Annotated in this window: 29 protein-coding genes and 1 pseudogene; 15 read left to right on the forward strand and 15 right to left on the reverse strand. The window is 65.8% G+C overall.

Going from position 1 to position 23,810, the window contains the following annotated elements; genetic code table 11:
• Window positions 1-533: 533 nt before the first annotated feature.
• Window positions 534-1,358, reverse strand: a complete 825-nt coding sequence (locus tag D5S18_RS21200) for a hypothetical protein (protein ID WP_120042770.1) — start codon at window positions 1,356-1,358, stop codon at window positions 534-536.
• Between the two features lie 68 nt (window positions 1,359-1,426).
• Window positions 1,427-2,536 carry an FAD-dependent oxidoreductase gene (locus D5S18_RS21205; protein ID WP_120042771.1) on the reverse strand — a complete coding sequence of 370 codons (1,110 nt, stop codon included), beginning with the start codon at window positions 2,534-2,536 and terminating at the stop codon, window positions 1,427-1,429.
• A gap of 68 nt (window positions 2,537-2,604) precedes the next feature.
• On the opposite strand from D5S18_RS21205, the gene D5S18_RS21210 reads away from it, so the two are divergent.
• Window positions 2,605-3,285: a TetR/AcrR family transcriptional regulator gene (locus D5S18_RS21210; RefSeq protein ID WP_120042921.1), complete on the forward strand. Its 681-nt coding sequence runs from the start codon at window positions 2,605-2,607 to the stop codon at window positions 3,283-3,285.
• Between the two features lie 11 nt (window positions 3,286-3,296).
• Here the strand turns inward: D5S18_RS21210 and D5S18_RS21215 are convergent, their stop codons facing one another.
• The gene (locus D5S18_RS21215) at window positions 3,297-4,046 is read right to left on the reverse strand and encodes a class I SAM-dependent DNA methyltransferase (RefSeq protein WP_162500985.1); all 750 of its coding nucleotides are present in this window, start codon (window positions 4,044-4,046) and stop codon (window positions 3,297-3,299) included.
• Window positions 4,047-4,219: 173 nt separating this feature from the next.
• Between D5S18_RS21215 and D5S18_RS21220 the strand changes: the two genes are divergently transcribed.
• Window positions 4,220-4,432, forward strand: a complete 213-nt coding sequence (locus D5S18_RS21220; protein ID WP_120042773.1) for a GNAT family N-acetyltransferase — start codon at window positions 4,220-4,222, stop codon at window positions 4,430-4,432.
• 93 nt (window positions 4,433-4,525) lie between these two features.
• Window positions 4,526-4,894: a hypothetical protein gene (locus D5S18_RS21225; RefSeq protein ID WP_239003907.1), complete on the forward strand. Its 369-nt coding sequence runs from the start codon at window positions 4,526-4,528 to the stop codon at window positions 4,892-4,894.
• 184 nt (window positions 4,895-5,078) lie between these two features.
• Here the strand turns inward: D5S18_RS21225 and D5S18_RS21230 are convergent, their stop codons facing one another.
• Window positions 5,079-5,642 carry a GNAT family N-acetyltransferase gene (locus D5S18_RS21230; RefSeq protein ID WP_120042774.1) on the reverse strand — a complete coding sequence of 188 codons (564 nt, stop codon included), beginning with the start codon at window positions 5,640-5,642 and terminating at the stop codon, window positions 5,079-5,081.
• A gap of 124 nt (window positions 5,643-5,766) precedes the next feature.
• Between D5S18_RS21230 and D5S18_RS21235 the strand changes: the two genes are divergently transcribed.
• Both D5S18_RS21235 and D5S18_RS21240 read left to right on the forward strand, forming a co-directional pair.
• Entirely contained in the window at window positions 5,767-6,054 is a 288-nt protein-coding gene (locus tag D5S18_RS21235) for an alpha/beta fold hydrolase (protein ID WP_147404044.1), read from the forward strand.
• The gene (locus D5S18_RS21240; protein WP_120042776.1) at window positions 6,030-6,287 is read left to right on the forward strand and encodes an alpha/beta fold hydrolase; all 258 of its coding nucleotides are present in this window, start codon (window positions 6,030-6,032) and stop codon (window positions 6,285-6,287) included. The genes D5S18_RS21235 and D5S18_RS21240 overlap by 25 nt, the downstream gene beginning before the upstream one ends.
• Before the next feature lie 283 nt (window positions 6,288-6,570).
• On the opposite strand, the gene D5S18_RS21245 is transcribed toward D5S18_RS21240, so the two are convergent.
• Window positions 6,571-7,479: a CPBP family intramembrane glutamic endopeptidase gene (locus D5S18_RS21245; protein WP_120042777.1), complete on the reverse strand. Its 909-nt coding sequence runs from the start codon at window positions 7,477-7,479 to the stop codon at window positions 6,571-6,573.
• 110 nt (window positions 7,480-7,589) lie between these two features.
• Here D5S18_RS21245 and D5S18_RS21250 point away from each other — a divergent pair, with 110 nt between their 5' ends.
• Both D5S18_RS21250 and D5S18_RS21255 read left to right on the forward strand, forming a co-directional pair.
• Window positions 7,590-8,816 (forward strand): sensor histidine kinase, encoded by a 1,227-nt coding sequence (locus D5S18_RS21250; RefSeq protein WP_203236836.1) that lies wholly within the window; start codon window positions 7,590-7,592, stop codon window positions 8,814-8,816.
• Window positions 8,807-9,439: a response regulator transcription factor gene (locus tag D5S18_RS21255; protein ID WP_120042923.1), complete on the forward strand. Its 633-nt coding sequence runs from the start codon at window positions 8,807-8,809 to the stop codon at window positions 9,437-9,439. Before D5S18_RS21250 ends, D5S18_RS21255 begins: the two co-directional genes overlap by 10 nt.
• Before the next feature lie 19 nt (window positions 9,440-9,458).
• Here the strand turns inward: D5S18_RS21255 and D5S18_RS21260 are convergent, their stop codons facing one another.
• On the reverse strand, window positions 9,459-10,607 hold the full coding sequence (locus D5S18_RS21260) for a serine hydrolase domain-containing protein (RefSeq protein ID WP_120042778.1): 1,149 nt from the start codon (window positions 10,605-10,607) through the stop codon (window positions 9,459-9,461).
• A gap of 102 nt (window positions 10,608-10,709) precedes the next feature.
• On the opposite strand from D5S18_RS21260, the gene D5S18_RS21265 reads away from it, so the two are divergent.
• The gene (locus D5S18_RS21265; RefSeq protein ID WP_120042779.1) at window positions 10,710-11,870 is read left to right on the forward strand and encodes an ArsR/SmtB family transcription factor; all 1,161 of its coding nucleotides are present in this window, start codon (window positions 10,710-10,712) and stop codon (window positions 11,868-11,870) included.
• A gap of 62 nt (window positions 11,871-11,932) precedes the next feature.
• Here D5S18_RS21265 and D5S18_RS21270 read toward each other — a convergent pair whose 3' ends face one another.
• Window positions 11,933-12,598, reverse strand: a complete 666-nt coding sequence (locus D5S18_RS21270; protein ID WP_120042780.1) for a hypothetical protein — start codon at window positions 12,596-12,598, stop codon at window positions 11,933-11,935.
• A 524-nt stretch (window positions 12,599-13,122) separates the two neighbouring features.
• Here D5S18_RS21270 and D5S18_RS21275 point away from each other — a divergent pair.
• On the forward strand, window positions 13,123-13,839 hold the full coding sequence (locus D5S18_RS21275; protein WP_120042781.1) for a M24 family metallopeptidase: 717 nt from the start codon (window positions 13,123-13,125) through the stop codon (window positions 13,837-13,839).
• Between the two features lie 109 nt (window positions 13,840-13,948).
• Here D5S18_RS21275 and D5S18_RS21280 read toward each other — a convergent pair whose 3' ends face one another.
• Window positions 13,949-14,662 (reverse strand): hypothetical protein, encoded by a 714-nt coding sequence (locus tag D5S18_RS21280; RefSeq protein ID WP_147404046.1) that lies wholly within the window; start codon window positions 14,660-14,662, stop codon window positions 13,949-13,951.
• A gap of 168 nt (window positions 14,663-14,830) precedes the next feature.
• Entirely contained in the window at window positions 14,831-15,793 is a 963-nt protein-coding gene (locus D5S18_RS21285; protein WP_120042783.1) for a DUF5996 family protein, read from the reverse strand.
• 230 nt (window positions 15,794-16,023) lie between these two features.
• Here D5S18_RS21285 and D5S18_RS21290 point away from each other — a divergent pair, with 230 nt between their 5' ends.
• The gene (locus D5S18_RS21290; RefSeq protein WP_120042784.1) at window positions 16,024-16,620 is read left to right on the forward strand and encodes a putative DNA-mimic protein; all 597 of its coding nucleotides are present in this window, start codon (window positions 16,024-16,026) and stop codon (window positions 16,618-16,620) included.
• A gap of 27 nt (window positions 16,621-16,647) precedes the next feature.
• Here the strand turns inward: D5S18_RS21290 and D5S18_RS21295 are convergent, their stop codons facing one another.
• The 4 genes from D5S18_RS21295 to D5S18_RS21310 all read right to left on the reverse strand — a co-directional run bounded on the left by D5S18_RS21295 (window position 16,648) and on the right by D5S18_RS21310 (window position 19,562).
• On the reverse strand, window positions 16,648-17,994 hold the full coding sequence (locus D5S18_RS21295; RefSeq protein WP_120042785.1) for an oxygenase MpaB family protein: 1,347 nt from the start codon (window positions 17,992-17,994) through the stop codon (window positions 16,648-16,650).
• 490 nt (window positions 17,995-18,484) lie between these two features.
• Window positions 18,485-18,898, reverse strand: coding sequence for a contact-dependent growth inhibition system immunity protein (locus D5S18_RS21300; protein WP_147404048.1), 414 nt, complete (start codon window positions 18,896-18,898; stop codon window positions 18,485-18,487).
• Window positions 18,899-18,939: 41 nt separating this feature from the next.
• Window positions 18,940-19,206, reverse strand: coding sequence for a polymorphic toxin type 28 domain-containing protein (locus tag D5S18_RS21305; RefSeq protein WP_120042787.1), 267 nt, complete (start codon window positions 19,204-19,206; stop codon window positions 18,940-18,942).
• Window positions 19,155-19,562: a hypothetical protein gene (locus D5S18_RS21310; protein ID WP_120042788.1), complete on the reverse strand. Its 408-nt coding sequence runs from the start codon at window positions 19,560-19,562 to the stop codon at window positions 19,155-19,157. Before D5S18_RS21310 ends, D5S18_RS21305 begins: the two co-directional genes overlap by 52 nt.
• A gap of 106 nt (window positions 19,563-19,668) precedes the next feature.
• Between D5S18_RS21310 and D5S18_RS35845 the strand changes: the two are divergent.
• A pseudogene (locus tag D5S18_RS35845) lies at window positions 19,669-19,812 on the forward strand (IS21-like element helper ATPase IstB); the annotation flags it as partial.
• A 37-nt stretch (window positions 19,813-19,849) separates the two neighbouring features.
• On the opposite strand, the gene D5S18_RS35175 reads toward D5S18_RS35845, so the two are convergent.
• Window positions 19,850-20,107 (reverse strand): hypothetical protein, encoded by a 258-nt coding sequence (locus D5S18_RS35175; RefSeq protein ID WP_162500982.1) that lies wholly within the window; start codon window positions 20,105-20,107, stop codon window positions 19,850-19,852.
• Between the two features lie 503 nt (window positions 20,108-20,610).
• On the opposite strand from D5S18_RS35175, the gene D5S18_RS21325 reads away from it, so the two are divergent.
• Window positions 20,611-20,925, forward strand: a complete 315-nt coding sequence (locus tag D5S18_RS21325) for a tyrosine-type recombinase/integrase (RefSeq protein WP_239003908.1) — start codon at window positions 20,611-20,613, stop codon at window positions 20,923-20,925.
• 65 nt (window positions 20,926-20,990) lie between these two features.
• Here D5S18_RS21325 and D5S18_RS21330 read toward each other — a convergent pair whose 3' ends face one another.
• Window positions 20,991-21,857 carry a helix-turn-helix transcriptional regulator gene (locus D5S18_RS21330; protein ID WP_120042790.1) on the reverse strand — a complete coding sequence of 289 codons (867 nt, stop codon included), beginning with the start codon at window positions 21,855-21,857 and terminating at the stop codon, window positions 20,991-20,993.
• A 141-nt stretch (window positions 21,858-21,998) separates the two neighbouring features.
• Between D5S18_RS21330 and D5S18_RS21335 the strand changes: the two genes are divergently transcribed.
• The 3 genes from D5S18_RS21335 to D5S18_RS21345 are packed head-to-tail and all read left to right on the forward strand — an operon-like array spanning window position 21,999 to window position 23,806.
• On the forward strand, window positions 21,999-23,048 hold the full coding sequence (locus D5S18_RS21335) for an aldo/keto reductase (protein ID WP_120042791.1): 1,050 nt from the start codon (window positions 21,999-22,001) through the stop codon (window positions 23,046-23,048).
• Window positions 23,049-23,074: 26 nt separating this feature from the next.
• On the forward strand, window positions 23,075-23,362 hold the full coding sequence (locus D5S18_RS21340) for a putative quinol monooxygenase (RefSeq protein WP_120042792.1): 288 nt from the start codon (window positions 23,075-23,077) through the stop codon (window positions 23,360-23,362).
• 27 nt (window positions 23,363-23,389) lie between these two features.
• Window positions 23,390-23,806: an NAD-dependent epimerase/dehydratase family protein gene (locus tag D5S18_RS21345; protein WP_239003909.1), complete on the forward strand. Its 417-nt coding sequence runs from the start codon at window positions 23,390-23,392 to the stop codon at window positions 23,804-23,806.
• Window positions 23,807-23,810 lie beyond the last annotated feature (4 nt).

Consider the following 23,810-nt stretch of genomic DNA (forward strand, 5'->3'; position numbering starts at 1 on the left):
CCTTTTCCTCCACGTCATCGCGATGTTCCGCGCGACCCGGAAGCTCTCGCCTGTGATCGATACAGCAGTGGCAGCAGATCGAGATGAGGATGGCGTCCGAATCCAGGATGATCACATCGGCCGCACCAACATATCGGCCGCCAATGCGGCCGCGTATCCGTGACACACCTTTCTTTCATCGCCGCTTCGAAGTAGGCGTGCGCTGTCGACGTCGAGATATCGAATGCTTGGGCGAGTGCGTCCCAATCGAGTTCACCGTGAGTTTGTCGAGCGCGCAACTCTTCAGGCCCGGCCACACCGCCTTCGACAGGCGCACGGTGTCCAGGACCGTGAGCGGCTACCAGTCGGGTAGATGAGGGGTCAGTCCCTTCTGCTCGACGTTCGCGTTGTGCGCCACCAGGGTTCGCCCGAACATGAGACGGCCGATCGACGGGGAGACCTGCCTCCGTTCCGGACAGCGCAAAGCAGCGTCGGCGACAACGGGTTTCGTCGAACTCGTTGAGCGGAGGCCCGGTTTGCACCGGCCGATCGGCTCAGCGAGCCGATGGATGGCCCGTCACACCCGGAGGTAGGGACAGATGCACAGCGGCGTGGTAATAGCCCTCGGTCTCCTTCCCGGCGGGGTCAGCACCGGCTTCGGTGACGGCGGCGATGGCGTACCGCTGCTCATCGAGGTCGGTGAATCGGCGCTGGAGGACCGTGCGCGCCGGATCGACCTCGGTGACCAGACCGTACTCGGCCAGGGCGTCGGCGATGGGCCGGTAGGAACCGGTCCGCAGCACGAACGCGGCGACCCACACCGGTTCGACTGCCGCGCCGAGCAATTGCTGAAAGGTGCGCGCGGTCAGGAAACTCGCGCCACCGGTCACGGTGATCAACCCGGCGGGACCTGCCGCCCGTAGCAGGGCAGGTGACGCGGCGCCGGTTTCCAGGTTCTCGACGAAGCCCGCGTCGAGCAGACCCACGGCCAGCGCGTAGTCGATCGCGGGAGCGGCGATGTCCACCCCGACCACCGGTACGGCATCGTCACGGCGACGTGCGGCGTAGAACTCCTTGTCGGACTCGATCAATTCGACCGTGTCCAGCTCGGCTATCTGCGGAAGGGTGTAGCGGGCGTAGAGGTCGGCGAGGGTCAGATCGTGGTTGAGCAGCGCCGCATTGATGCCGTACGAGCAGCACAGGTCCACCACCGTCACCGGTCCCGACTGTGCGCGCGCGGCGACCAGACGGCGGAATACCGCCTGGGCATGATGCGGGGTCCGGTAGTCGAACCGACCGAGACTGCCGAAGTATCCGCGCGGGTCGGGTTGATCGTAGATGTCGTCGAAAGGTGTTCTGCCTCCGAGGATTTGCGACATACCCGATCTTGGCACGCCGGGTCCACCGAGGAGCGCGGTTGGACTCGATCGGGCCACAATCGAATCCTTCAGTCCGGCTGGAAGAATGCGAGCATTCGGCGGCTCGCGTCCGGCGCTGTCAGGAGTTCCTGCACGCGGGCCGACATTCGGGCGGCAGCGCCTGTGCGTTCGAACATTTCGCGTTCGTAGGTTGCGACGGCGGTGGGGATGTCGCCCTGGTGTGCGGCCAGTGCGAGACCGAGGGAGGCGCCATCGAGCAGGGCCATATTGGCGCCCTCGCCCACCGGCGGCATCAGGTGCGCGGCATCGCCGACCAGGGTGCGGTCCGGCTGTGACGGCCAGATCAGGCCGACCGGGAGAGCACTGATCGACCGGGGCGCCACCAAGTCGTCGCAGGCCGCGATCAATGCGGTGAACCGTGCGTCCCAGCCGGGGAGCAGTTCGATCAGTCGCGCTCGGACGGCGGCTGGGTCGTCGAATGGGATTGCGCTGGTGGCGAACCAGTTTTCGGGGGTGTTGTAGAAGCAGACGCCGATGCGGACGCGGCCGTCGCCGTTGCGTTGCGCTGCCAACGACAATCCGTTGCCGATCACCCAGAAGTTGCCGCGCCCGACCATCGCCGCGAGTTCGGGATGCGTGCGGTCGATATCGGGAATGCCGACCTCGACGACATTCTGACCGAGATGGGCCGGGCGGGCGTCGGTGAGCAGCGCCCGGACCCTGGACTGTGCGCCGTCCGCGCCGACCAGTAGGTCATAGGTCGCGCTGCTGCCGTCGGCGAAGCGCAGCAGGCCGTTGTCGGCGGAATTGAACGCGTGCCCCCAGCGCACCGCGTCCGCGGGCAGGGAATCCAGCAGCATGTCACGCAGATCGGCGCGGTCGACCTCGGGACGGTCGAGGGGGGCGTCCTCGGGGGTGTCCTGCCGCAGCAGCAAGGTGCCGTCCGGTTCCAGCAGGCGCATATCCTGCCCTTCGCTGCGGGCGATCGCATGGAACCGGTCGATCAGCCCTGCTTCGCGCAGTGCTCGCTGCCCGGAATGGATGTCGAGCATGCCGCCTTGACCGCGGGCGGCTCGCGAGGATTCGCGTTCATAGACGACGGCCTCGATACCGTGTAGGTGCAACACCCTGGCGAGGGCGAGTCCGCCCATTCCGGCTCCGACGATGGCGATGATCATGACTACCCTTCGATACACTGGCTCGTGTCGATACACTGTATCGGACCATGCGATGTATCGTCAGCGACATGTTGGTGTGGGAGCGGCCGGAGCCGCAGGATCGACCGGTGCCTGCCCCATTGAGCCGAGAGCGGATCGTCGGTGCGGCAATCCGACTGGCCGACGAGGATGGGCTCGCGGCGGTTTCACTGCGCAAAGTCGCTGCCGCGCTGAACGTAGGGCCGATGCGACTCTACGGCTATATCGCCACCAAGGAGGAGTTGCTCGACCTGATGGTCGATGCGGTCCATGCCGAGATCCGACCGATCGGAGACGGTTGGCGAGAAGTGCTGCGGTCCCTCGCCGAAACCACTCGACAGGCAGCTCATCAGCACGAATGGTTCGCCGACCTGCTCGGTGGCCGACCCCAGCTCGGACCGCACGCCCTGGCCGGGGGCGAGGCCGTGGTCGCCGCGATGGGCGGTGTCGACGTGGATACCGTCATGCCGGTGGTCGCCGCGGTCAACGCGTATGTGATCGGCGCGGTGCGTGGCGAGATCACCGAGCGCCGCGCCGAACGAACCACCGGAATGGATACGCGGCAGTGGCAGGCCGCCTTCGGGCCATATTTGGAGCGGACCTTCGCGACCGGCCGATACCCCGCACTGGCCACGGTCATCCGCGACGGCGCCCACCTGGACGCCGACCAGACCTTTGACGTCGGCCTCGAACTCCTCCTCGACGGCATCCAATCCCGCATCTCGAGCTGATGCCGCACCGGCTACAGCGGGCGGCCTCGAACCGGCTTGCGCCACACGGAAATGTGCTTGGTGGAGTCGGCGGCGAACGGCGTCCCGGCCCAGTCCGCGTAGCGATGCTCGGGCTCGAGACCGGCGATGCGTGCCATCAGGTCGAGCTCGGCGGGCCAGGCGTAGCGGTGGCGGGAGGTATCGCGGCGGTAGTGGTCGCCGTCACGGGTGAAGTGATGTGAGACGAGGAGCTGCTCGACCACGTCGATGGTGTCGAAGCCAAGATGTCGCGCGGACACGTCGAAAGGGACCGCGACCTGACCGGGTGGCAGCAACCGCAGCGGAGGCACCTCGAGTTCGATGACGAAGCGGCCACCGGGCCTCAAATGCCGTGCGGCATTGCGGAAACACCGCACCTGCGCGTCCTGGGTGAGCAGGTTGGAAATGGTGTTGTAGACGAGATACACCAGGGCGAACTCGCCGGGGACGACGGTGGTGGCCATATCCCCGATGGTTACCGGGAGGGTGTCCTGGTCGATCTTGCGGCGCAGCACCGCGACCATATGCTCGGAGAGTTCGATGCCCGCGACCGGCACGCCGCGTCCGCGCAGCGGGATGCCGACCCGCCCGGTTCCGATGGCGAACTCCAGTGCCCGACCGTCCCCGGCGAGCTCGGCGAGGAAATCCAGGGTCGGTGCGAGAACAGCCGCCGAGGACATGACCGTCTCCTCGGCGTCGTAGCGCTCGGCGCTCGCCCGTCCCCACAGCTCGCTATCGGTCACAGCCGACCACTCTGCCCGCCGCCGCGAACGCTGTCGACCCATTTACCGCTGCGGGCAGGCGGTGCACACTCGGCCCGAGATCGGTTGCACCGCAACATCTCAGCCGTCCGGAGCCATGCATCGGATTGCGTCCTCGGGTGGAGCAGGCCCGCAGAAGATGGAAGTCTTGTCGGATGACCGAGCACGCAGCCAACGAAACGATCGTGCCCGCGACCACACGGGATTTGCATGAGGTGGTCGAGAACTACATCCGACTGAGAGCCATTACCTCGCCGGGCAATCAAGGCTCGATCGGCTTTCACCGAAGTCTCGGCTTCGAAGCAAATCTCGTCGCCGACTACAACGGGCCGGGAATGGCCCGAATCGTCTTCAGCAGGGATCTGTAATACGCCCGAGGGATTCCACGCTTCGACCGTTCGCACTCGTAACATCCCGGTATCCGCATCCGATGATCGGATGACATTTCGAGAGGATATCGAATGAAAACAACGACAATCGCCGCCACCCGGGTAGCGGCCGCGGCCGCATCGGTTCTGGGTTTCGCCGCAGTAATCGGCACCGGTACCGCCCAAGCCTCCGCCCAAGATTGCACCGTCACGCGAGACCTGTTCGGCGCGACGGCGGCATGCCGCGACACCGAGGCACCGGCAGGCAGGGAGTACACCCTGGTCGTCGAATGCGTCGGCCTGCACGGTATCCCGAACGCCTTCCCGCTCATGACCATCGGCCCCTACCAGGGTTCATGGGGTGGCTCCTTCGGCCCGTCCGGCCAGGGCACGGCTTCATGCTTGGGTCCCACCAGTGTCGGAACAGTCACCAATGCCTACGTAGCGGTATACCGCGACTGATCAAATGCGGCGCCTTTTCGAGACCAGCCGCCGCCATTGGGCCAATTTCAAATGGCAAACCCCGAGGGATGGGTGAGAAATGTTTCGTCGGCCAGGAATTGGCGATCGTGCTCGAGAACATTCGCGAGGTGCGAGAGCGATCCGCGCTGATAACGAGGCATGATCCACAACGGGATTCGCAGTCCTACAGCGTGTCTCGCCGATCCGAGGCAGGTATCCCCGGATGGACCGTTGTGGCTCGGTCCCTCCGGTGCGTTGCGGGGCAGATTTCCAGTGCCATCAAAACGTCGTCGACGTAGCGGTCTTCGATCAGGAACTGGCCGACGAGAGTGCCCTCGATCCGAAAGCCGTGTGCGAGATACAGCTTCTGAGCACGCACGTTGGTGCCCAATACTCGCAGGGTGATTCGTCGGGCGAGGCGTTCGACGGCCGCGGCGCGGGCGGCGTCGAGCAGCAGGTGGCCGATGCCGCGTCTTTGGTGGTGTGGGGCGACGGCGAGGCCGTTGATCTCCTGGACATGTCCGCTGGAGGCCCGCATCGGAGCCGGCCGGAGTTTCACATATCCGAGGATGTGGTTGTCCTCGTGCGCGAGCAGCACGTTGCGCGGTGCGGTCCCCTCGTCGAAGAAGGGCGTGTCCGACGGCCAGAGCGGGATGGGATGCACTTGCCTCGACCAGGTGGCGTGGTCGATGGCGGCCAGTGCCCGTTCGTCGTTTTCGGTGGCGGTGCGGATGGCGATTCCGTCCATGCGTCACGATCCTGTCGCGAGCCGGTCCGGCCGGCAAGCGATTTCGCGAATCCACCGATCGGCTCGCACCGCAGTGCAAGGTCCGCGCAAGCCGGGTGACAGATCCGGCGCGCACAGTGGGTCCATGCGAACAACCGACAGCGTCGCCTCGGCCGACGGCACCCGCATCGTCTTCCACACGCTCGGCGACGGGCCTCCGCTGGTGATCGTGCACGGCGCGCTGGTCACGACGGAGGCGTATCGCCCGATGGCCGAACTGCTCGCCACCAGCTATCGAGTAGTGCTCATCGGTCGACGCGACTACGCTCCGAGCGGAAACGGCCCGCGGCCAAGCACTTTCATCGATGCGCCGTTTCCGACAGCGCCCTGCGCGCCATGGGAGCAGCCATGGCCGACCGCGCGCCGGGACTGATCGCCGACCTCGAATGCCTCACCGCCATGGATCCGGACCCGAACCGCTGGTCCGCCACGACCGCACCGGGGCTACTGCTGGCAGGCTCGTCGAGCGACCGGTACGGGCTGGAAAGCATGGCGAAACTCGAGGCGGCCCTGCCGAATTCACAGTTCACGGTGCTGGAAGGGCTGACCCACAATCCCGATGATTTCACTCCGATCGCGACCGCCATGAGCGAATTCTTCCGCTAGGTTCCGAGGCCCGCGGTCGAGTCCGAGCGAGCACTCCTTCCTTCCCAAGTCGATCAAGTCCCAAAAGAGATCCCAGATAACCACTTTGAAGTCGTGCTCACTGAAACCCGGTGCGAGCACCAAACGTTTGAACAACTGAGGCATGCCGCTCACCCTAATCTCCCGGCAACCACTGGAAACGCCCCGAATACCGAGGGGCGCACCCGCCCGCATCGACGAAACCGCCACGCGGTCTTCCGGATTCGTCGCGCCGTACTCGGACATCCGCCCGCCGACGGCGAGGCTATTTGGAATGCGCTGCGCCGCTGGATAATCCAGGACGTCTCGTACGAAGGGAATAGAGTGCGAACCCGGCCGCGACCATGAGAATCGGCCAGGTGATCAAGCCGAGCGGGCCTACGATCAGCGGGTCGGGGATGTGGTCGCGGGCGGCGAAGAATCGCGGCAGACGCAGGGCGAACTCATTGAGACCTGCATGCGCCGCGACCGCGGGCCACACCGAGCGCGTGTGGATCCGGATCGCCGCGATCACCGCGCCGATACCGACCGCGGCGCCGACGGCCATCGGAATCGCGACATACAGCGGATGGCCCGGATAGCTGCCCCCGAGCGCTGTCATCGGCAGATGCCACAGCCCCCACAGCACACCGCCCACGCCGATGCCGAGCACCGGTCCGTAGCGAAAGGTCAACCGCGGCAGCATATATCCCTGCCAGCCGATCTCCTCGCCGAGATACAGCGGCAGCGAGATCAACGCCGAGACCAGCATGGTCAGCAGCGGCGCCCAACTCTGCGGCCAGCCGGGCCGGAAGACCCCGATCGCGGCCGCGGGCAGTAACCCTACCGCCGCGATCGCCGGAAAGATCACCCCGGCGCCCACACATTGGGCAAGGACCCGCGGCCCCGGCAGACCCAGCGAGAGCACCTGCGGCACGGCGCGCCACGGGTGCCGCCACCTGGTGAGCACGACAGCGACCGTCGCCGGGACCACCATCATCGTGAACAGGCAGACCGTCGCCAGCGTGGTCGCCTCCTGCCCCGGCGCCACCCGCCGGAATCCGGTCACCCACAGCGGCGCCGCCACCAGCCAGGCGCCGAGGTAGGCGGCGACGAGGAAGATCACCAACTCCCGGCCGGATCGTCGGCGCGAGTCGCCTGCTCGCGGTGAGAGCACCGCATTCCCATTCGTCATGTTCGGCAACGGTAGGCACCGCGCAGCGCCCGCGCGGTGCAGCGGCCTGCCCCTGCGAGGGTGGAGCCCGCTACACCGCGGCAATCGGCGCGGCGTGCGAGACTGCGGGGATGTCGTTCGCGATGTGGTGGGTTCGATGGCGTGGCGCGCTGGTCGACGGCGTGCGCACCCTCGCGCTCGGCCTGTACGCGATCCTCGCGCTCCCGCTACTCGTCTACACCGCCGTCACCTGCCTGGTCGGCATCGGATTCGTGCTCGTCCCGCCGCAACTGTGGGTGCTCGGGCGGGTCGCCGATGCCGAGCGTCGCCGGATCGCGCGCCGCCGGGGGACGATCGCGGAAACGGTGGATCGGCCCTTCCGGTGGTTGCCCGCGCTCGTCACCGACCCGACGGTGTGGCGCGAACTGCGCTGGGTCGCGTTCCTCGCGGTCGGCGGGACCGTGCTCGGCGCTCTGGGCACCGGCGTCGCGGTTCTGCCGTTGCTCGCCTTCGCGGCGATCTGGCTGTGGTGGCTGTTCCCTGCCGACGACCCGATCCGCATCGTGGCCAATATCCCGATCGCGGGCTGGCCGTCCGCACTGACCATCGGCGTCGCCCAGTGCGCGATCACCGCCGCGGTGGCCGTCGCGGCCGGACCCGCACTCGGCCGCGCCGGACTGTGGCTGTCCAACGCGGGTCTGCGAGTGAGCGCGAAAAAGCGACTGACGCAGCAGGTAGCCGCACTGCGGCGGACCCGTTCGGGGGCGGTCGACGCGCACACCGCCGATTTGCGGCGCATCGAACGCGATCTGCATGACGGAACCCAGGCGCACCTGGTCGCCCTCGCGCTGCGGCTGGGACTGGCCTCGCGGGCGCTCGACCGCGATCCGTCGGCGGTCGGCCCGCTGCTCGAGGAGGCCAGGGCAGGCGCGGAGGCCGCGATGAGCGACCTGCGGACCGTCCTGCGCACTACCTATCCGCCCATCCTCGCCGATCAGGGGCTCGACGGCGCGGTGGCCGCGGTGGCGGCGCGGTGCACCGTGCCGACCGCGGTGCGGGTGGAACTCGACCGCGAACTCCCGGCCGCGGTCGAGGCGGCGGTGTATTTCGTGGTCACCGAGGCGCTGACCAATATCGCGCGGCACGCGGGCGCGACCTCGGCCGCGGTCGAGGTGCGGACCACCGCCGACGGTGTGGCGGTGGAGATCCGCGACAACGGTCGCGGCGGCGTGGATCCCGCCCGCGGGACCGGCGTGGCGGGCATGCTCCGCCGCCTGGAAGCCCTGGACGGCGTGCTCACCGTGGACAGTCCGCCGGGCGGGCCGACGGTGCTGCGGGCGGTGTGCCCGTGCGGATAGTCATCGCCGAGGACAATGTCGTCCTGGCCCAGGGGCTTGTGCTGCTGCTGCGCCAGGAGGGGCACGAGGTCGCGGCCGTCACCAGCGACGTCGAGACATTCATTGCCGCCGTGATCGCGCACCGACCCGATGTCACCATCGTCGACGTCCGGCTGCCGCCGACCTTCCGCCACGAGGGCATTCACGCCGCGCTGCGAGCGCGCGCGGAGATTCCGGGACAGCCGGTCCTGGTGTTCTCGCAGTACGTCGAGCACAGTTACGCGCGGGAACTGCTGCGCGCGGGCGGCGGCGTCGGCTACCTGCTGAAGGACCGGGTCGCGCGGGTGGACGACTTCCTGCACGCGCTCGACCACATCGCCCGCGGCGGCACCGTCATGGATCCGGAGGTGCTCGACCAGCTCATCACCCGCCACGACCCGGTCGCCACACTCACCGCCAGGGAACGCGAAGTACTCGAACTGATGGCCCAGGGCTATGCCAATGGTGAGATCTCCCGGCTCCTCGGCGTCACCGACCGCGCCATCCACAAGCACATCGGCAATATCTTCGCCAAACTCGACCTGCCCGCCGAGGATTCGGGCCACCGCCGCGTCCTCGCCGTCCTGGCATTTCTGAGCCGCTGATCCCACCGCGAAACGCGTGTCAGCGGCCGCCGGATGATGCCGTGGCGAGATGCCCGGTGAGCAGGGATTCCGATTTCCGAATGACCGGGGCCACGGCCCTGTCCTGGTTGGTCAGCACCGCGACCGTCCACCCGTGGTCGCGGTAGATATCGAGCTGACCCTCATAGCCCGGATTTCCGCCGTTGTGCCCGACGAAGTGAATATTGTCGATGGCTTGGTCCTCGAATCCGTATCCGTACATGTCGTACGGCGGGCCGCCGGGGCGACTGACTTTTTGCCTGCCTGTGAGCATGGTGGAAATCATTTGGCGGTCCAGCAATTGATCCGTCATCATCGCCCGACCGAACCGGATCATATCGTCGGCGGTGGAATAAGCTCCCCCGGAAGGGTTCCCGATTTGGAGGGCGTCGGCCGTATCCTGAGTCGACTCGCCGACGCGAGCGTAGCCCAACGCCATATTGGGAATATCGGTCGCCTTGTAGACCGCGACCTTGGTCTGCTCCAAACCCGCAGGCTCGAAGACGCGCTGCTGCACATAGTCCTCGTACGGCTGGTTCGCCACCGCCCGGACGACTCCGCCGAGCACTATGAAACCCGAATTGCTGTAGGAGAACGACGTACCGGGCGGAAACGACAGCGGTGTTTCGGCGACCGCGGCCAGCAGACCGTCCAGGGTGGTCGGCGGCGTCGGACCCCCCGGAGTCCTGGCCAGTACATCGCCCATTCCGGAGGTATGGGTGAGCAGTTCCGCGATGGTGACCGTATCCGCGATAGCGGACGGAAAGCCCGTCAGATACTTCCCGACTTTGTCATCGAACGACAGGCGTCCCTGCTGGACCAGCTGACAGATCGCCACGGCGGTGAACATCTTGCCCATGGAGCAGATGCAGAACAGGGTTTCGGGTGTATTCGGAATTCCCTTCGACCGATCGGCCGACCCGTAACCCTTGCGCAATACAGGGCGATCATTGTCGTAGACCAGCACCACCCCGGAGAAATTCCCCGCCCCGGCCAACCCGTCCACATATTGGTCGAACCCATCCCAATCCGGTCCGGACGGATCGGCCCGCGCCGTGAATACCGTTCCAGCAAGCCCACTTTGGGCCGCTGCGACAATTCCGGGAGTCAGCAGCATACCTGCCAGCAACGACCTGCGACGGATGGTCATATCACCCTCTCCAGCTTGTTGATCTTCGATGCTCGACACCGTACGTTCGAGTTCGCCACCCGCCCGACTGTTCAACCGTTCGGCTGAACACAGGAGCAACCGATGACCGTCCACCTGCGCCTACCCGATGACGACGCCGATCTCGTCGTCTTCGGCTACTCGGCAGCGCACGAGGCACTGCGCAGCCTGCGGGTGCTGCACCACGCCAAGCGCTACCCGCTGCACGTGTCATGGGTGCTGCGCACCAGAGAGCGCATGGATACCGAATTACGTTCCGCCATGGCCGAATTCGCGTTCTGGCTGGACCGCCGCTCGCTGGTGATCGAGGAGATCTGGCCACTCGACGGCGCAGCCGCGTGGCCGGAGGAACTGAACGCGTTGCGCCGCGCACCGGTCGCGACGTTCGCGGCGGCCCTGATCCACGCGATGCTGCTCGAACAACAGCGCGGCGCGCGGATTCCCTCGACCGAGTTCTCGGCATCCACCGAGCTACAAAGTCGCGCCATGTCCACTGTCGGACTAGAACATCCCGACTCGCTCCCCACCGTGCGTCGGCTCATCGAGGATCCAGAAGAATGCCGCACCCGCTTCGCGGCGTTTCTGGAACGCTATTGGGACTGCTGCCTGGCACCGGACTGGCCCCTCCTGCAGCGGCAGTTGACCGACGATATCGCCGAACGCGGTCTGCAACTTTCCCGACTCGGCCCAACAGCGATGCTCGCGCACCTCTCCCCCTATGTGCACGCGGCATCGCGATCGGTGACCGTCCATCCCCCGCAGCCCGCGCAACGCCTCCCCCCACTCACGGTCGAACTGACCCCCGAGGACCGAATCCTGCTCATACCTTCACATTTCGCCTGGCCCGAACTGAGCATCGCGGTGCATCACGACATATCCGAAGCCGGCACCCGACAGAGCGTGTACGTCACCATCGGACTGACCGCGATGCATCAGCAGGGAACCCCACCGACGCCGCCCGCGCAGGTGCTCGAACTGCTGCGCGCCGCAGGCGACCGAACCCGACTCCAAATCCTCACCCTGCTCTCGACCCGCCCCCGCTCCACCCGCGAACTCGCAGGCCTCATCGGCCTCACCGAAGCAGCCGTCTCCAAACACCTCGGCCAACTACAGGCCGCAGGCTGGGTCCACTCCGAAAGACGCAGCTACTACATCTACTACCAACTCGACCCGCACGCGGCCGAGCGCCTGTCCGACGGGCTGCGCGAGACATTGGGCTCCCCACGTCGGCGTCGCACCGAATAGAACCGCCGCCCGCCCGCGAACGGGTCAAGGGCCGACCGGGGTGCAGGACAAGGACATTCGCGTCAGCGCGGGAACGTGTACTTCAGAATCGATCGATACTCGGCGGGCATCTCCTTTCCCGGTATCGTGAACATCTCGCGGATCAGCTTGTGCGGCTTCCCTTCTCGATCGGCCTGCCAGCAATCGAGGGTGTAGTTGCGGTACGCACTGCAAGCGATGCGGGTGCTGACGCCGAACGGCGAATCCAGCCGGTCACCCTTCTCCTTCGGGTCGAGGTAGCTCGGATCCGAGGACAGCACCCACTTCGTCGCATAGTCCATCGTGTGGACTTCGTTCGCCTGCGCCCATCCATCCGGCACGCATGACGTGGTCACCGTCGTCGCGAAGTGGTCCGCGGCCGTGAGCTCCCGCGGCCAGGTCCGGGCCGTGACCTCGATCGTGTGCTTGCCGTTTACCGAGGGGGACCACCTGACCGTCACTTTTCCGGACTCATCCGCGACCGCGTAGCGTGACAGGAATCCATTGTGGTTTTCCCGATCGTCGGTGTTGTCCGCGAGCGTTACCTCTGTCCCCGGGGTGGTTGTCGCCGTCACCGTATACGAGCAGTCCCATACGGGGTTGCTTCTGTCGTTGGAAGCCGGGATCGGGCTGACGTCGACGGCCGTGACCGCCGCCGACGCATCGGCCGCGGCAAATATTGTCGCGGCGGTCGACGTGGCGAGCGCCATCAGAGCAGCAGTAGCGGTCCTCCGCAATATCACGTCCAATTTCCCTTTCCCACAATGGATTTCCGCGCAACCGAGAAGCGTCGGATCACCCTAGGGGAACAATCGACGATCGGTTGACGACTGTTCCAAGGCATGGGAAACCGGTTCCAGCTTCTCGCGACGACCCATTCTTCCCGGACGCCGAATCGCGGGTCGGCCGTTGACGCCGTCCGAATCGGTGGCCACCCTGTCCGCTCGGAGTCATAGCCACCCCGCACCGCGGCTGAATACTGCACAGCGACAGCGATATCGGCGACGGCCTCCGCCGCCCCCTCGGCCGCGCCTGGGTATTCCGCGGAGTCGCAACAGGATTCGGCGAATCACCGGCATCCGTGGCGATCCGATCCGGTCGACCATCGCGACTCGACCGACGGAGTGTGATCAAGTCCGCGGTCCGGGTACCAAACCGCCTGTCGGTCGAGGCGACCGCGACCCGCTATAGAATTCCACGGGTACCCATCGCAGGAAGAAATCGGAGTCGACAGATGGAAGCGCTGAACATCGCTGAGTCCGAACGCATTTCAGCTCTGCTGGCGGCCGAGGCGAAGGCTGTCGCGCTGTTCGACGAGGTCCTCGCCCGCGGCATCATCGCACCGGGGGCCGGTGAGATCGAGGTCAGCGATACGATCCGCGACCTGGCCGCGGAGATGTTCGGCACCGGCAAGTTCTGGCACAAGCGCATCGTGCGCGCCGGGATCAACACCCTCGCGCCCTACGACGAGAACCCGCCGAACCGGATCATCGGCGAGGACGACATCTGCTTCCTGGATTTCGGACCGGTCTTCGCCGAATGGGAAGCCGACTTCGGACGCACCTACGTCCTGGGCGACGATCCCGCCAAACTCGCGCTGCGCGACGCTTTGGAACCACTGTGGCAGCGGGGCCGCGACCACTTCGAGGCCAACCCCGACATCACCGGCGCTCAGTTGTACACCTGGGTCGTCGAGCAGGCGAACAACCTCGGATGGGAATTCACCGCCCCCATCGCCGGACACCTGGTCGGCGAATTCCCCCACAAAACCATCTCCGGCAAAGCCGTCACCAACTACATCGCACCGGGTTCGACCGCACCGATGCGCCGCCCCGATCCCACCGGCAAAGACTGCCACTGGATCCTCGAGATCCATCTGATCGACCGCGAGCGCAACTTCGGCGGCTTCTTCGAACAACTCCTGGACCTCCGGTCCCCCGACCAGTCCTGAACCGGCCGAAGCCGGCACTGCGCGACGTGATCCGGTCCGGAGTCGAAGGCTACTGATCCGAGCGGGGTTGCCGCCACGCAATTCGGGCGGCCCCCTATCGGGGACGGTGCTACGGCATCGCCGCCAGTGCGTCGGCGGGAGTGAACTCGTGACCGTTCTCTGTGCATACGGCGTGACCGAATAAGAACGTCAACTGCCGGGCAATGGTCGCCTGCCGACCCGCCACGGCAAGCCGGCGCAGACGAGCCCCGAGACCGGTCAACTGATCGGGATTCGCCGGTATCAACTGCCGCTTGGTGACCTTGTCGAGCGGATAGCCACTGGTGCAGGTGAAAGAGCCGGACGCGCCGATATGCATCGTCATCGCCGCCCAGCACACCGGGCATTCGATCTCGAGTTCCGCCTCGACCAACTCGAGCAAACGATGCGACCAGCCCGCGGCATCCTCGAACGTCAACATCGCATGCACCCGATCGAGGAACACGACGGGTTCGCTGTCGATCGCAGGACCACCCGCCGCCAACTCGGATCCAACTTCGGTCAGCAGGGCACAGATGTCCTCGGCATACCGATCGCGAATCTCGGCGGTGTACGGATCAGCCGCCGCGAGCAACGCTCCCGCGAGCGAGACCGCCCGATACCGGTCACCTGGAACACCACCGGCAGCAATGGCAGCGAGCTCAGGTAGCGCCGCGCACGCAACCGCGCTGTCGTGCCGGTGATACAACTCGTTCCACAACTCCTCCCACACCGCGGAATCGGTGCCTGCAATGGACAGTCTCCCCAACAGCACCAGGGTCTCCGGATCAAAACGATTCACCACCAACTCATCGAACCAGGCGCTCTCGAACGCACAGTCCAGACGGGGCGTGTGCCGACCAGCCCCAAGGGGATCAGGGCCGGACCAGGTCATTGCGCACTTCCTGAACTTCATCGACAGCCGCGACCCCGTCCGGCCCTGAGACCTGACGAAGTTCGAGATGAATTTTGTTCAGCGCAGCGACCAGGGCGCCGCTGCCCGCTTCTCGGCCCAGCGCTGTGGATTGCATTCGAGCACGTTTCGATCCCACTTGCCGAGTTCGGCTGCGGCCTCATACGTTTCGCGTAGGAACTCGGTCACCAAGGCGTTCGGATCGTCCGCCGCGCGCACCGTTTCATAGGGCAGGATGAACTCACCCAGATCCGCGGCGTAAGTCGCGCCGGGCACCTGCAGCCGATGGTCGCGATAGCCGTCGGGTTCGGGATAGGAGTAGGCGTAGAACGCGCCCTCATCACCGCCGCCGGGCCAGAATCCGCAGCTGCTGAGCTCGTGGGAGTAGCCCTCCACCATCACCCAATCGGCACAGTGCGGCGCACCGCCGTCGTGTTCGGGCGCGGTTCGTCCCGAAAAGCGGGTATAAGCCAGATCCATTGCACCCCAAAAGAAATGCACCGGACTGGACTTGCCGGTGAACGCGGAACGAAACTCGTTGAGCAGGCGGTTGGCATGCACGAGCTGCCGCCAGAACGCCTGCACCGCCTGTGCATCGTAGGAGCAGTGCCGGGTGTCCTCGAGGAACGGAATCGACGGGTTGACTTCATTGGGGCGGCCCTGAATCCGGGTCTCGAGCCCCAACTCGTCCAGGGCTCGCATGGTTTCGGTGTAGAACTGCGCCACCGATTTCGGCACGAGCGCCACCGTGCGAGTAGCGCCGTTGTCGGCGCGGATCACCAATCGGTGTGCGAAGAAATCGAATTCGATGTCGAAGAGCCGATCGGCATAGGGGATCGAAGAGGTCGTCAAGCCGCGCGGACTCAGATAGAGGGTCACCTGCCACCAGTGATTCAACAAGGGGGCATGCGCGAGCCGGATCTTGCCCACCACCTGCGTCCACATGTGCAGGGTGTCGCGCGTATCCGACCACTCCGCCAGCCGCAGCTTCGGCCACGCCGCGCTGGAACTCGACTCCGACATATCAGCAATTCCCTTCGCCGCTGGTTCCGATTCAGGTCCGAATTCCGAGGAGTTTCCGCCACCAGTGTATGAAGGTTCGTCGCGTCCGGTCACGAAACGACATCCACTCGATCTCGGGGGTGACGGCGACAGGCTGTTTCGGAGTTGACCGTGCGAGCGGAAGTCGACATATGCTTCGCCCCGCCAATGGCACGCTCCTGCCGTAGGTGGGAGCCCGTTACGGTGCACGCATGGGGCTTGCGATCGCGATCGGCGATGACGACTACCAAGAAGAGCTGGACGAGCTCGCCATGCTGTTGAAAGAAGAAGGGATCGTATGGCAGCAACCCGAGTCGTGCGTATTGCCACCCGGCCGCGCGACCATGACATCGGTGCCATATTCCGCGCTCTACTGCCTGCATCGGGTTTACGCGCGCTGCAAGGCCGAACTGCCCGTCACACCGGTGTCCGACATGGCGGAGGTGGAGGCGGACCACGAGGTGATCGCTGATGAGCGGAGTATGTGCGAATCTCACCTGCTCTGCCACTCGGACGTCGACGGCTACTACATACCGGTCGATTTCGACGCCCCGGAAGTCGTCGGAGACGACTACGAGCGGGTGGGCTCCAGCCAAGGCCTGCTCGCCGAACTACAGTACTGTGCCGCGGCGATAGGGATTCGACTGGAACCGGATCTCTCGTTGTCGGACAACGAAGCCCAGCGCATCGACGAACTGATCCGGGCCGACAGCGGAGAATTCACCTACGAGTGGATGGCGTGGCTGGCATTGCACGAAGCATGCAGGCAGAGCATCGACAGCGGCCACGCCATAGTGTTCATCGGATAATCGGCTGCCTCCAGTCGAGGGTGCTCCTCAGGGTGTGTGGCGGTGCGCGGAAACGGGATCGCGCACCTCCGCGGTGAATTCGGGAACACCATAGGTCGTGAGACGTGCCCGCACGAGACCGATGGTGTACTCATCGACTCTGTCGCGGAGAACGGACCATCGACCGGCCGCCAGCACGGCCAGGAATCGGCCGAGGATGAAGGGCGCCGTCACGAGAACGCGTGCGGCGTCGGCGATTCCGAAGCCGACGCTCATGCCGGCGGCCTGTTTGCGGTTCCCGCCGCAGAATCCCAGAAAGAACGCGCGGCTCCAACTGCGTTCCACGGCGTCGGCGGCCCGGTCGAACCACGACCGCCCCGGACGCAGATAGGCCGACATCGTCGAGCGGACGAGCGCCCCGCAGGTGGCGTCGTCGAATCCGTCCCGCAGCAGTGCCGCGCGCGCGTGCAGCAACTCGATGACGCCCGTGGCGGTGGTGGGCAGCAACTCCTCGGGCAGTCCGAGCAGGAAGCAGCGATACCGGCTGAATTCGAGCATCGCCCGCTCACGCGCACCGAATTCGGTGCGTCCCCGACGCGCGGCGCTCATGGCGAGCAGATATATGTCGACAAGTCCGGCAGGCACCTGATCGATCTGCGGCACCGGAACGCCGTAAACGCGGTGATCCCACTGCTCGGGATGGGTCAGGGCGTGATAGCGCACCAGCGAATGCATCAGTCGCACCATGGCGGCGGCCTCGAAACCCGCCCCGTGGCGGGTCAGCGCGCCCGGCAGGGTGGTGACGGTGAAGAAACCCGCCGTCTCGTTGACCCGGCGCGCGGCGCGGCGGCCGGACAGCGCACCGGTCAGTGCCATGGGAAGTGCCGCATAGGTATTGAGGAAGGTCGCCAGGAACGCGCCGCGCGCCAGGAACGGGGCGAGCAGGGCCGTGGCGAGGCGGGAGTAGCGTGCGCCCTCCTCGACCAGTCGCAGATCGATCCATGGCGGCGTAGCCTCCATCGCGGCGAGGAAGGTGCGCAGTTCCGGCGGGGCGTCGACGACCGAGTCGATACCGGAGCGGCATGCCCGCCGCAGCATATCGATCAATTCCGCTACGGTGTACCGCTGCGCCAGTGCCGCATAGGGATCGGCGATCACATCGCCGAGAAGTGTCGCGGTTCGGATCAATTCGACGAGGCGATCGTCGGCCAGAATCGGTGCGCGTTCGGCGACCCAGCGCGGCAGGGTCGATTCCACCGTCGGGTCGGTGGTGAATCGGTGAGGTTCGGCGTCGAAGTCGATCGCACCATAGAGCGCGGCCAACTGGGAGCGCTGGTCATGGGCGCGTCGGGCCAGGCGCGGGTAGTGCGGTGTCCCGGGGCAGTACGTTGTCATCGTGGTGAGCCTCGTGCTTCCAGCAGACCTCAGGTCTTGGGTTGAGCCCGGCTGCCGGTTCGGCGGTGTCCGCCGCGTGCGGTGGCAGCGAAGCCGGATCGATATGGCGGGCTTCGGTGACCGCGTACAGGGATCGGGTCGAAGTGGCGACGAATCGGGAGATCGACTCCACCGCCGCGGATTCCGTGGGACTGGCGCGTCATCGGTGCGTTTCCCGCAGGGCGCCGACGCCTCGGGCGGCGAGGTCCAGCGCACCCGACGATCGGCCCATGACAGTCCCCTACCTGCCGGGTCGACTCCGGCTCCACTTCCAGTAGTCCCTACCGCGAGCAGGGTAGAGCATCGAAATCGGCATCCGCTCGGACGCAATCCCAGGGGTGGGCAGCCGTCGATAGATCAGATATCGCCGCCACGAGTGCCTTCGGCCGCTTGGTTGGGTTGTGACAGACAGACCCCGGTCCGGGCCGTCCTATCCGGTCGCGACCGGACTTCACAGCACGCCGGTGGACTTCAACTCCGCTATCCGAGACCAGATTTCGTCATCCGGCGGCAGGTAGATATCGAGATCGTCCCGCTGCGACAGTTTCTCGATCACAGCGCGGAGACGGGTAGCGAGTTCCGGGTGGGCGGCCCACTCGCCTTCGGGGACTGTCAGTGCGGCGGTGAGCAGGTCGCCGGGGTAGAAGTCGCCTTCGGCCAGCGGGTTCCGTTCGAGCACGTCCAGGGTTCGCGGCAGCAGCGCGAGCGTTCCTTCGCGCTGGTTCAGCATGATGCGCAGGTCTTCGGCGGTGAACATGCCGATGGGTTTGCGGCGCAGCGCGTGCACGGTCTTCACGACTCGCGTCGCGTCGGCCGGTGGCTCCGGCCAAATGACACCGTCGACCTGTTCCAGGGTTCGGTTCATCTGCGCGTTCACACTTTTCGATTCCGGTCGGCAATACGGGTTCACCTGGGCACGAACTGTTCACTGTAGTCGAGCAGGCGGCTGGCTTCGGAAAGCTCCTGTTCGATGAGCGGCCGTTCCGCCTCGGACAGGCCGGGCCAGCTCAACTTGCGGTTCAACTGCCCGATTCGCTTGACGAGCCCGTTTTGCGCGTCCTTGACCTCATTGACGTGATCCCACGGGGTCCCGTCCGGTTTTCTGGCCATGACTTCGCCGTTCAGTTCCCGCCGGGCCGCGTCCAGATCCCTGTCGGTGAGGTGTTCCTTGATGCGATCCGTGGGATTCGGCTGTCCGGCTTGTCGGACTCGCCGAGGTCGCTAGCGTCGTCGATCGCTGCCTTCATGGCGATGATGGCGGCGAGCCTGGCGATGGCTTTGTCGAGATCGATGGCGGGCAGTGCGTGGAAGGCATCGATGACACCGACCGCGCCGAGCGCCAGACCGGTCATGCCGAGAACCTTGACCATCTGGCTCGCGCGGTAGGACGCCTGGATCGCGCTGATGGTGGCGAGTACGTCCGCATCGATCGCGGCGGCCGCGACGACCGCGGAGCTGCCGAGACTGAACAGTGCCGGCAGCCCACCAGCGATAGCGGCGGCCACGGCGAGATGGGCGTTGGCGAGCACGGCCAGGGTGATCTGCCGATATCAGGCCTCGTAGTGACGGACCCGGTATTGATCGAGCCCGACCTCGGTCTCGGTGGTCTGGAAACAGTCCTCTGCGGCCCATCGGGCCGAGTTGCTGCTCGTCGAATACGACGACCGGGCGCGACGGCGCTCCAAACGCCGCATCCGCGCCGCCGGGTTCCCGCGCGATAAATCGTTGCGGACCTTCGACTTCGACGCCAAGCCCAACATCGACCCCGCCGTGATCAACAGGCCGGATTACCTACCGAAGGTCGCGCGACGAGGCACTAGCAGTATCGGATGGGTCCCGAACTGGTCGACCTCTCTCCGTAGTAGAAGATGACACACATGTGGCCGCTGCCGTTCCACGGCCCGTAGTACCAGTCCGGACCATCCAGCCTGGTGTCCCGCCCGGACGTGAAGGTTGCCCCCCAGACGTCCTGCCAGGCCAGGCCGCCCCCGGCGTCGAATCCATCGTGGTACACCGTCAACCAGCAGGAGTGGTCGGGATTACCGGGCTGCTGGTAGGCGTGTACCTGGACCATGTACTGGCTCCAGGTCGTCCAGAAGAAGCAGCCTTGGCCATCGGGTCCGATCTGGTCGGACCAGTTGTAGCCGGCCGCGCCGGCCGGCGATGCCGTGAGGAGCAGCGATATCGCCGCGCCTGCCGCAAGAACGGCAACCGACCGCGAACCATGTTTCGCTGCACGCAATTCCGAGAAACTCATCACGAGTAATACCCCGTTCCCAGCACTTATCGAATAGTTATCGATAAGCCGTCGACTCAGCGACGGGACGTCGCGATGAGTCCGTATAGGAACGGTAAGCAGCACAGCCCACAGCTGTCAATGGAATACCGAAATCCAGAATCTGAAACAGTTTTCGTTGGCAGTCGGTCGGTTTGCTTAGTTGCTCAACAAGATTCGCATTTCGACCACCTACAACGCCATCTACCGCCGCAGGCAGAACTACCTCGGCGGTCCCGCCGGTCGCGGGCAGGCACGACACCGGAATCCCGAAGTGGATCATCGCCACACAGGTCCAGCGGTTGCTCGATGCCTTTGACCGCGACGATCCGGTGCAGATCCGCGATTACGCGATGCTGACGCTGGTCGCGCGGCTTGGACTGCGGTCGATCGAGGTCGCCCGGCTCGAGGTCGGCGACATCGACTGGCGTGGCGGTCGGATCATCCTGCGCGGCAAAGCATCCCGCGAGGACGCCACGCCGATGCCGTTCGACGTCGGGCAGCGGTCAGCACCTATCCGACGACCGCTCGCGCGGCTACCACGTTGCGGCCGTGTTCGTGACCTGCAGCAACTGAACCCCAGCACCGGCGCAGACACGCCATCCGCCGCGGCGTAGGTCAGCCGGGAATGGCGCAACTCGTGCACGGACGGGTCTTGCGGTCGGTGAGTCGTCGACGTTCATCAGCCATCTCGGTGCCCGACCGGCCGTGTCTCCTCGGCCCAGCTCGCGAGTAGCCGCAGCGCGGTGTGCGAGGGTGATCCTTGTTCGACCGTGTGCGCGATGAGTGCTTGGTCCGGATCGTCGGGTAGGCGCAGGGTTTCGAAGCCGAGGTCCACTTCGCCCACTACCGGATGCCGGTAGATATACCGCCCGTGGGTTTTGTCCTGGAGGCGGTGCTCACCCCAAGTCGTCCGGAATGCAGCGCTGTGCGCCGAGAGTTCGTCGAGCAACGCTGTCGTGGCCGGGTCGTCCGGGTGGCGTCCAGCGTCGAGGCGGAGGTACGCGGCCACGTCACGGGCCTTCTGCGGCCAGTCGGCGTAGAGATTGCGCATGCCTTCGTCGAGGAAGACCAGGCGGGCCAGGTTCCGCTGCGCGGGTGGCAGAGCGCCGAAGTCGGTGATCAGTGCGGCGGCGAGTCGATTCCAGGCCAGGACATCGGTGTTGCGGCCGACGATGTACGCGGGCACGTCGCCGACCGAATCCAACAGTCGCTGCAAACCCGCCCTGACCTGCTGCGGCTCCTCCGAACGGCCGCTGTCGGGCCAGGGCCGCGCGAGCCGGTAGAAGTGTTGCCGTTCGACATCGTCGAGGCGCAGCGCGCGGGCGACCGCGTCCAGCACGGCTTCGGAGAAGTGCAGGGTGCGGCCCTGTTCCAGCCGAACATAATGATCGACGCTGACGCCGGCGAGCTGGGCGAGTTCCTCGCGGCGTAATCCGGGAACGCGGCGCCGACCGCCGTAGCTCGGCAGGCCGAGTTCCTCGGGACGCAAGCGGGCCCGCCGAGACCGCAGGAATTCGCCGAGCTCTGCCCGCCTGTCCAATGCCATACGGCCACTATGCCTGACTCTTCGCAGGCGAGGCAGGTCACGCGGCGCCCGGGCTCGAGCCGGCACTGGGTACCTCATGGCACGGCGATCAGGGTGGGAGACACCGCAAAACACCACCATCGAGGAAATGAGCACTGCGCGATGACGAACCTGACCACCACACCGCTCGGCACCACCGGCATGGACATCACCCGACTCGGCTTCGGTTCGTGGGCCGTGTCCGGCGCGGGATGGACATTCAGTTGGGGGGCAACCGACGATGCCGAGTCGATCACCGCGATCCGCCACGCGCTCGACGCAGGCGTCAACTGGATCGACACCGCCGCGGTGTACGGGCTGGGCCATTCCGAAGAATTGGTCGGCAAGGCCATCGCCGACCTGCCCGAAGCCGACCGCCCATATATTTTCACCAAGGTCGGCCTGGTCTGGGACCCGGCGAACCGGTCGGCCGCACCACGGCGGATCATGAAACCGGCCAGCGTACGCCGCGAGATCGAGGACTCCCTGCGGCGGCTGGGGGTCGACCACATCGACCTGTACCAGGTGCACTATCCCGATACCGGCGAATCCTTGGAGTACGCCGGTGGCGGGTTCGGTGCGGTGTCGCCCAACGCCACCCCGTTGCAGGAGTACTGGCAGGTCATGGCGGAGTTGAAGGCCGAGGGCAAGATCCGTGCCATCGGATTGTCCAACCACACCCCTGACCTCCTCGAGGCCGCCGAGCAAATCGCTCACGTCGACGTCATCCAGCCGCCGTTCTCGGCGATCAACCGGTCGGCCGCAGCGGAGATCGCCTGGGCCAACACACACGGAACCGGCGTGATCGTCTACTCACCACTGCAATCGGGCCTGCTCACCGGTGCGTTTTCCGCTGAGCGTGTGGCCGGCCTGCCTGCCGAGGATTGGCGGACCGCCCACCACGACTTCACCACCGGCCTGACCGCCAACCTCCGGTTGGCAGAGGCGTTGCGGCCTATTGCAGCACGGCACGACGCCACCGTCGCCGAGGTGGCCATCGCATGGGTGCTGGCCTGGCCCGGCATCACCGGCGCCATCGTCGGCGCGCGCAGGACCGCCCAGGTGGACGGCTGGATCGGCGCGGACTCGGTGGTACTCACACCGGACGACCTGGCCGAAATCGCCACCGCGATCACTGCTTCCGGAGCGGGCGCCGGTCCCGCCCGGTCCTGACAACCCGCACCACACAGGAGACGACGATGTCACTGACTGTTATTGCCGAGTGCCTGGCCGCATCTGGACAGGAGGACCGGCTTCGCACCGCGTTGGAGGCGATGATCGAGCCTTCGCTGGAAGAACCCGGCTGCCTGTCTTACCGCCCCTACACCGACCTGAACCAAGTGGGCCGGATGGTGATCGTAGCGGAGTGGACCGATGCGCAGGCACTGGCCGAGCACTTCACCACCGCACACTTCCAGCACGTCGAGCAGGTCCTCGACTTCGTCCTGGCCGAGCCGATGATCATCCGCAAACTGGTCGCCGCCTGAACTGCTGTCTCGCCACACAGGCCCGGTGTGGCGAGACAGCAGGCCGCACTCGGGCAACGTGATTCGTTCACGCTGTACGGCACCGACTATCCGACGGCCGATGGAACCTGTATCCGCGACTACATCCACGTCAGCGACCTCGCCTGCGCGTATCGGCTCGCGCTCGACGCCATCGAGCCGGGCCGCCACGAGATCATTCAACCTCGGCAACGGGCACACCAACCGCCAGGTGCTCGACGCGGTGCGGGAAGTGACCGGCCGAGACTTCCCGGTGCGGATCGGCCTGCTCTGCGAAAGTCTTTATCTCGCAATATGATTGATCGCAGAATCAGCGCCGCACCCGCAACCGGAGAATCAGCCTATGTCCATCCACCGGCGCGGCGGCCAGGTAGCGTTCGTACCGGCTGTGCACCCTCGCGCCTGTCCAGCAACGCACGACAATAGCCGA

Origin of the sequence: Nocardia panacis (genome assembly GCF_003598715.1) — a bacterium.
Classification (GTDB): Bacteria; Actinomycetota; Actinomycetes; order Mycobacteriales; family Mycobacteriaceae; genus Nocardia; species Nocardia panacis.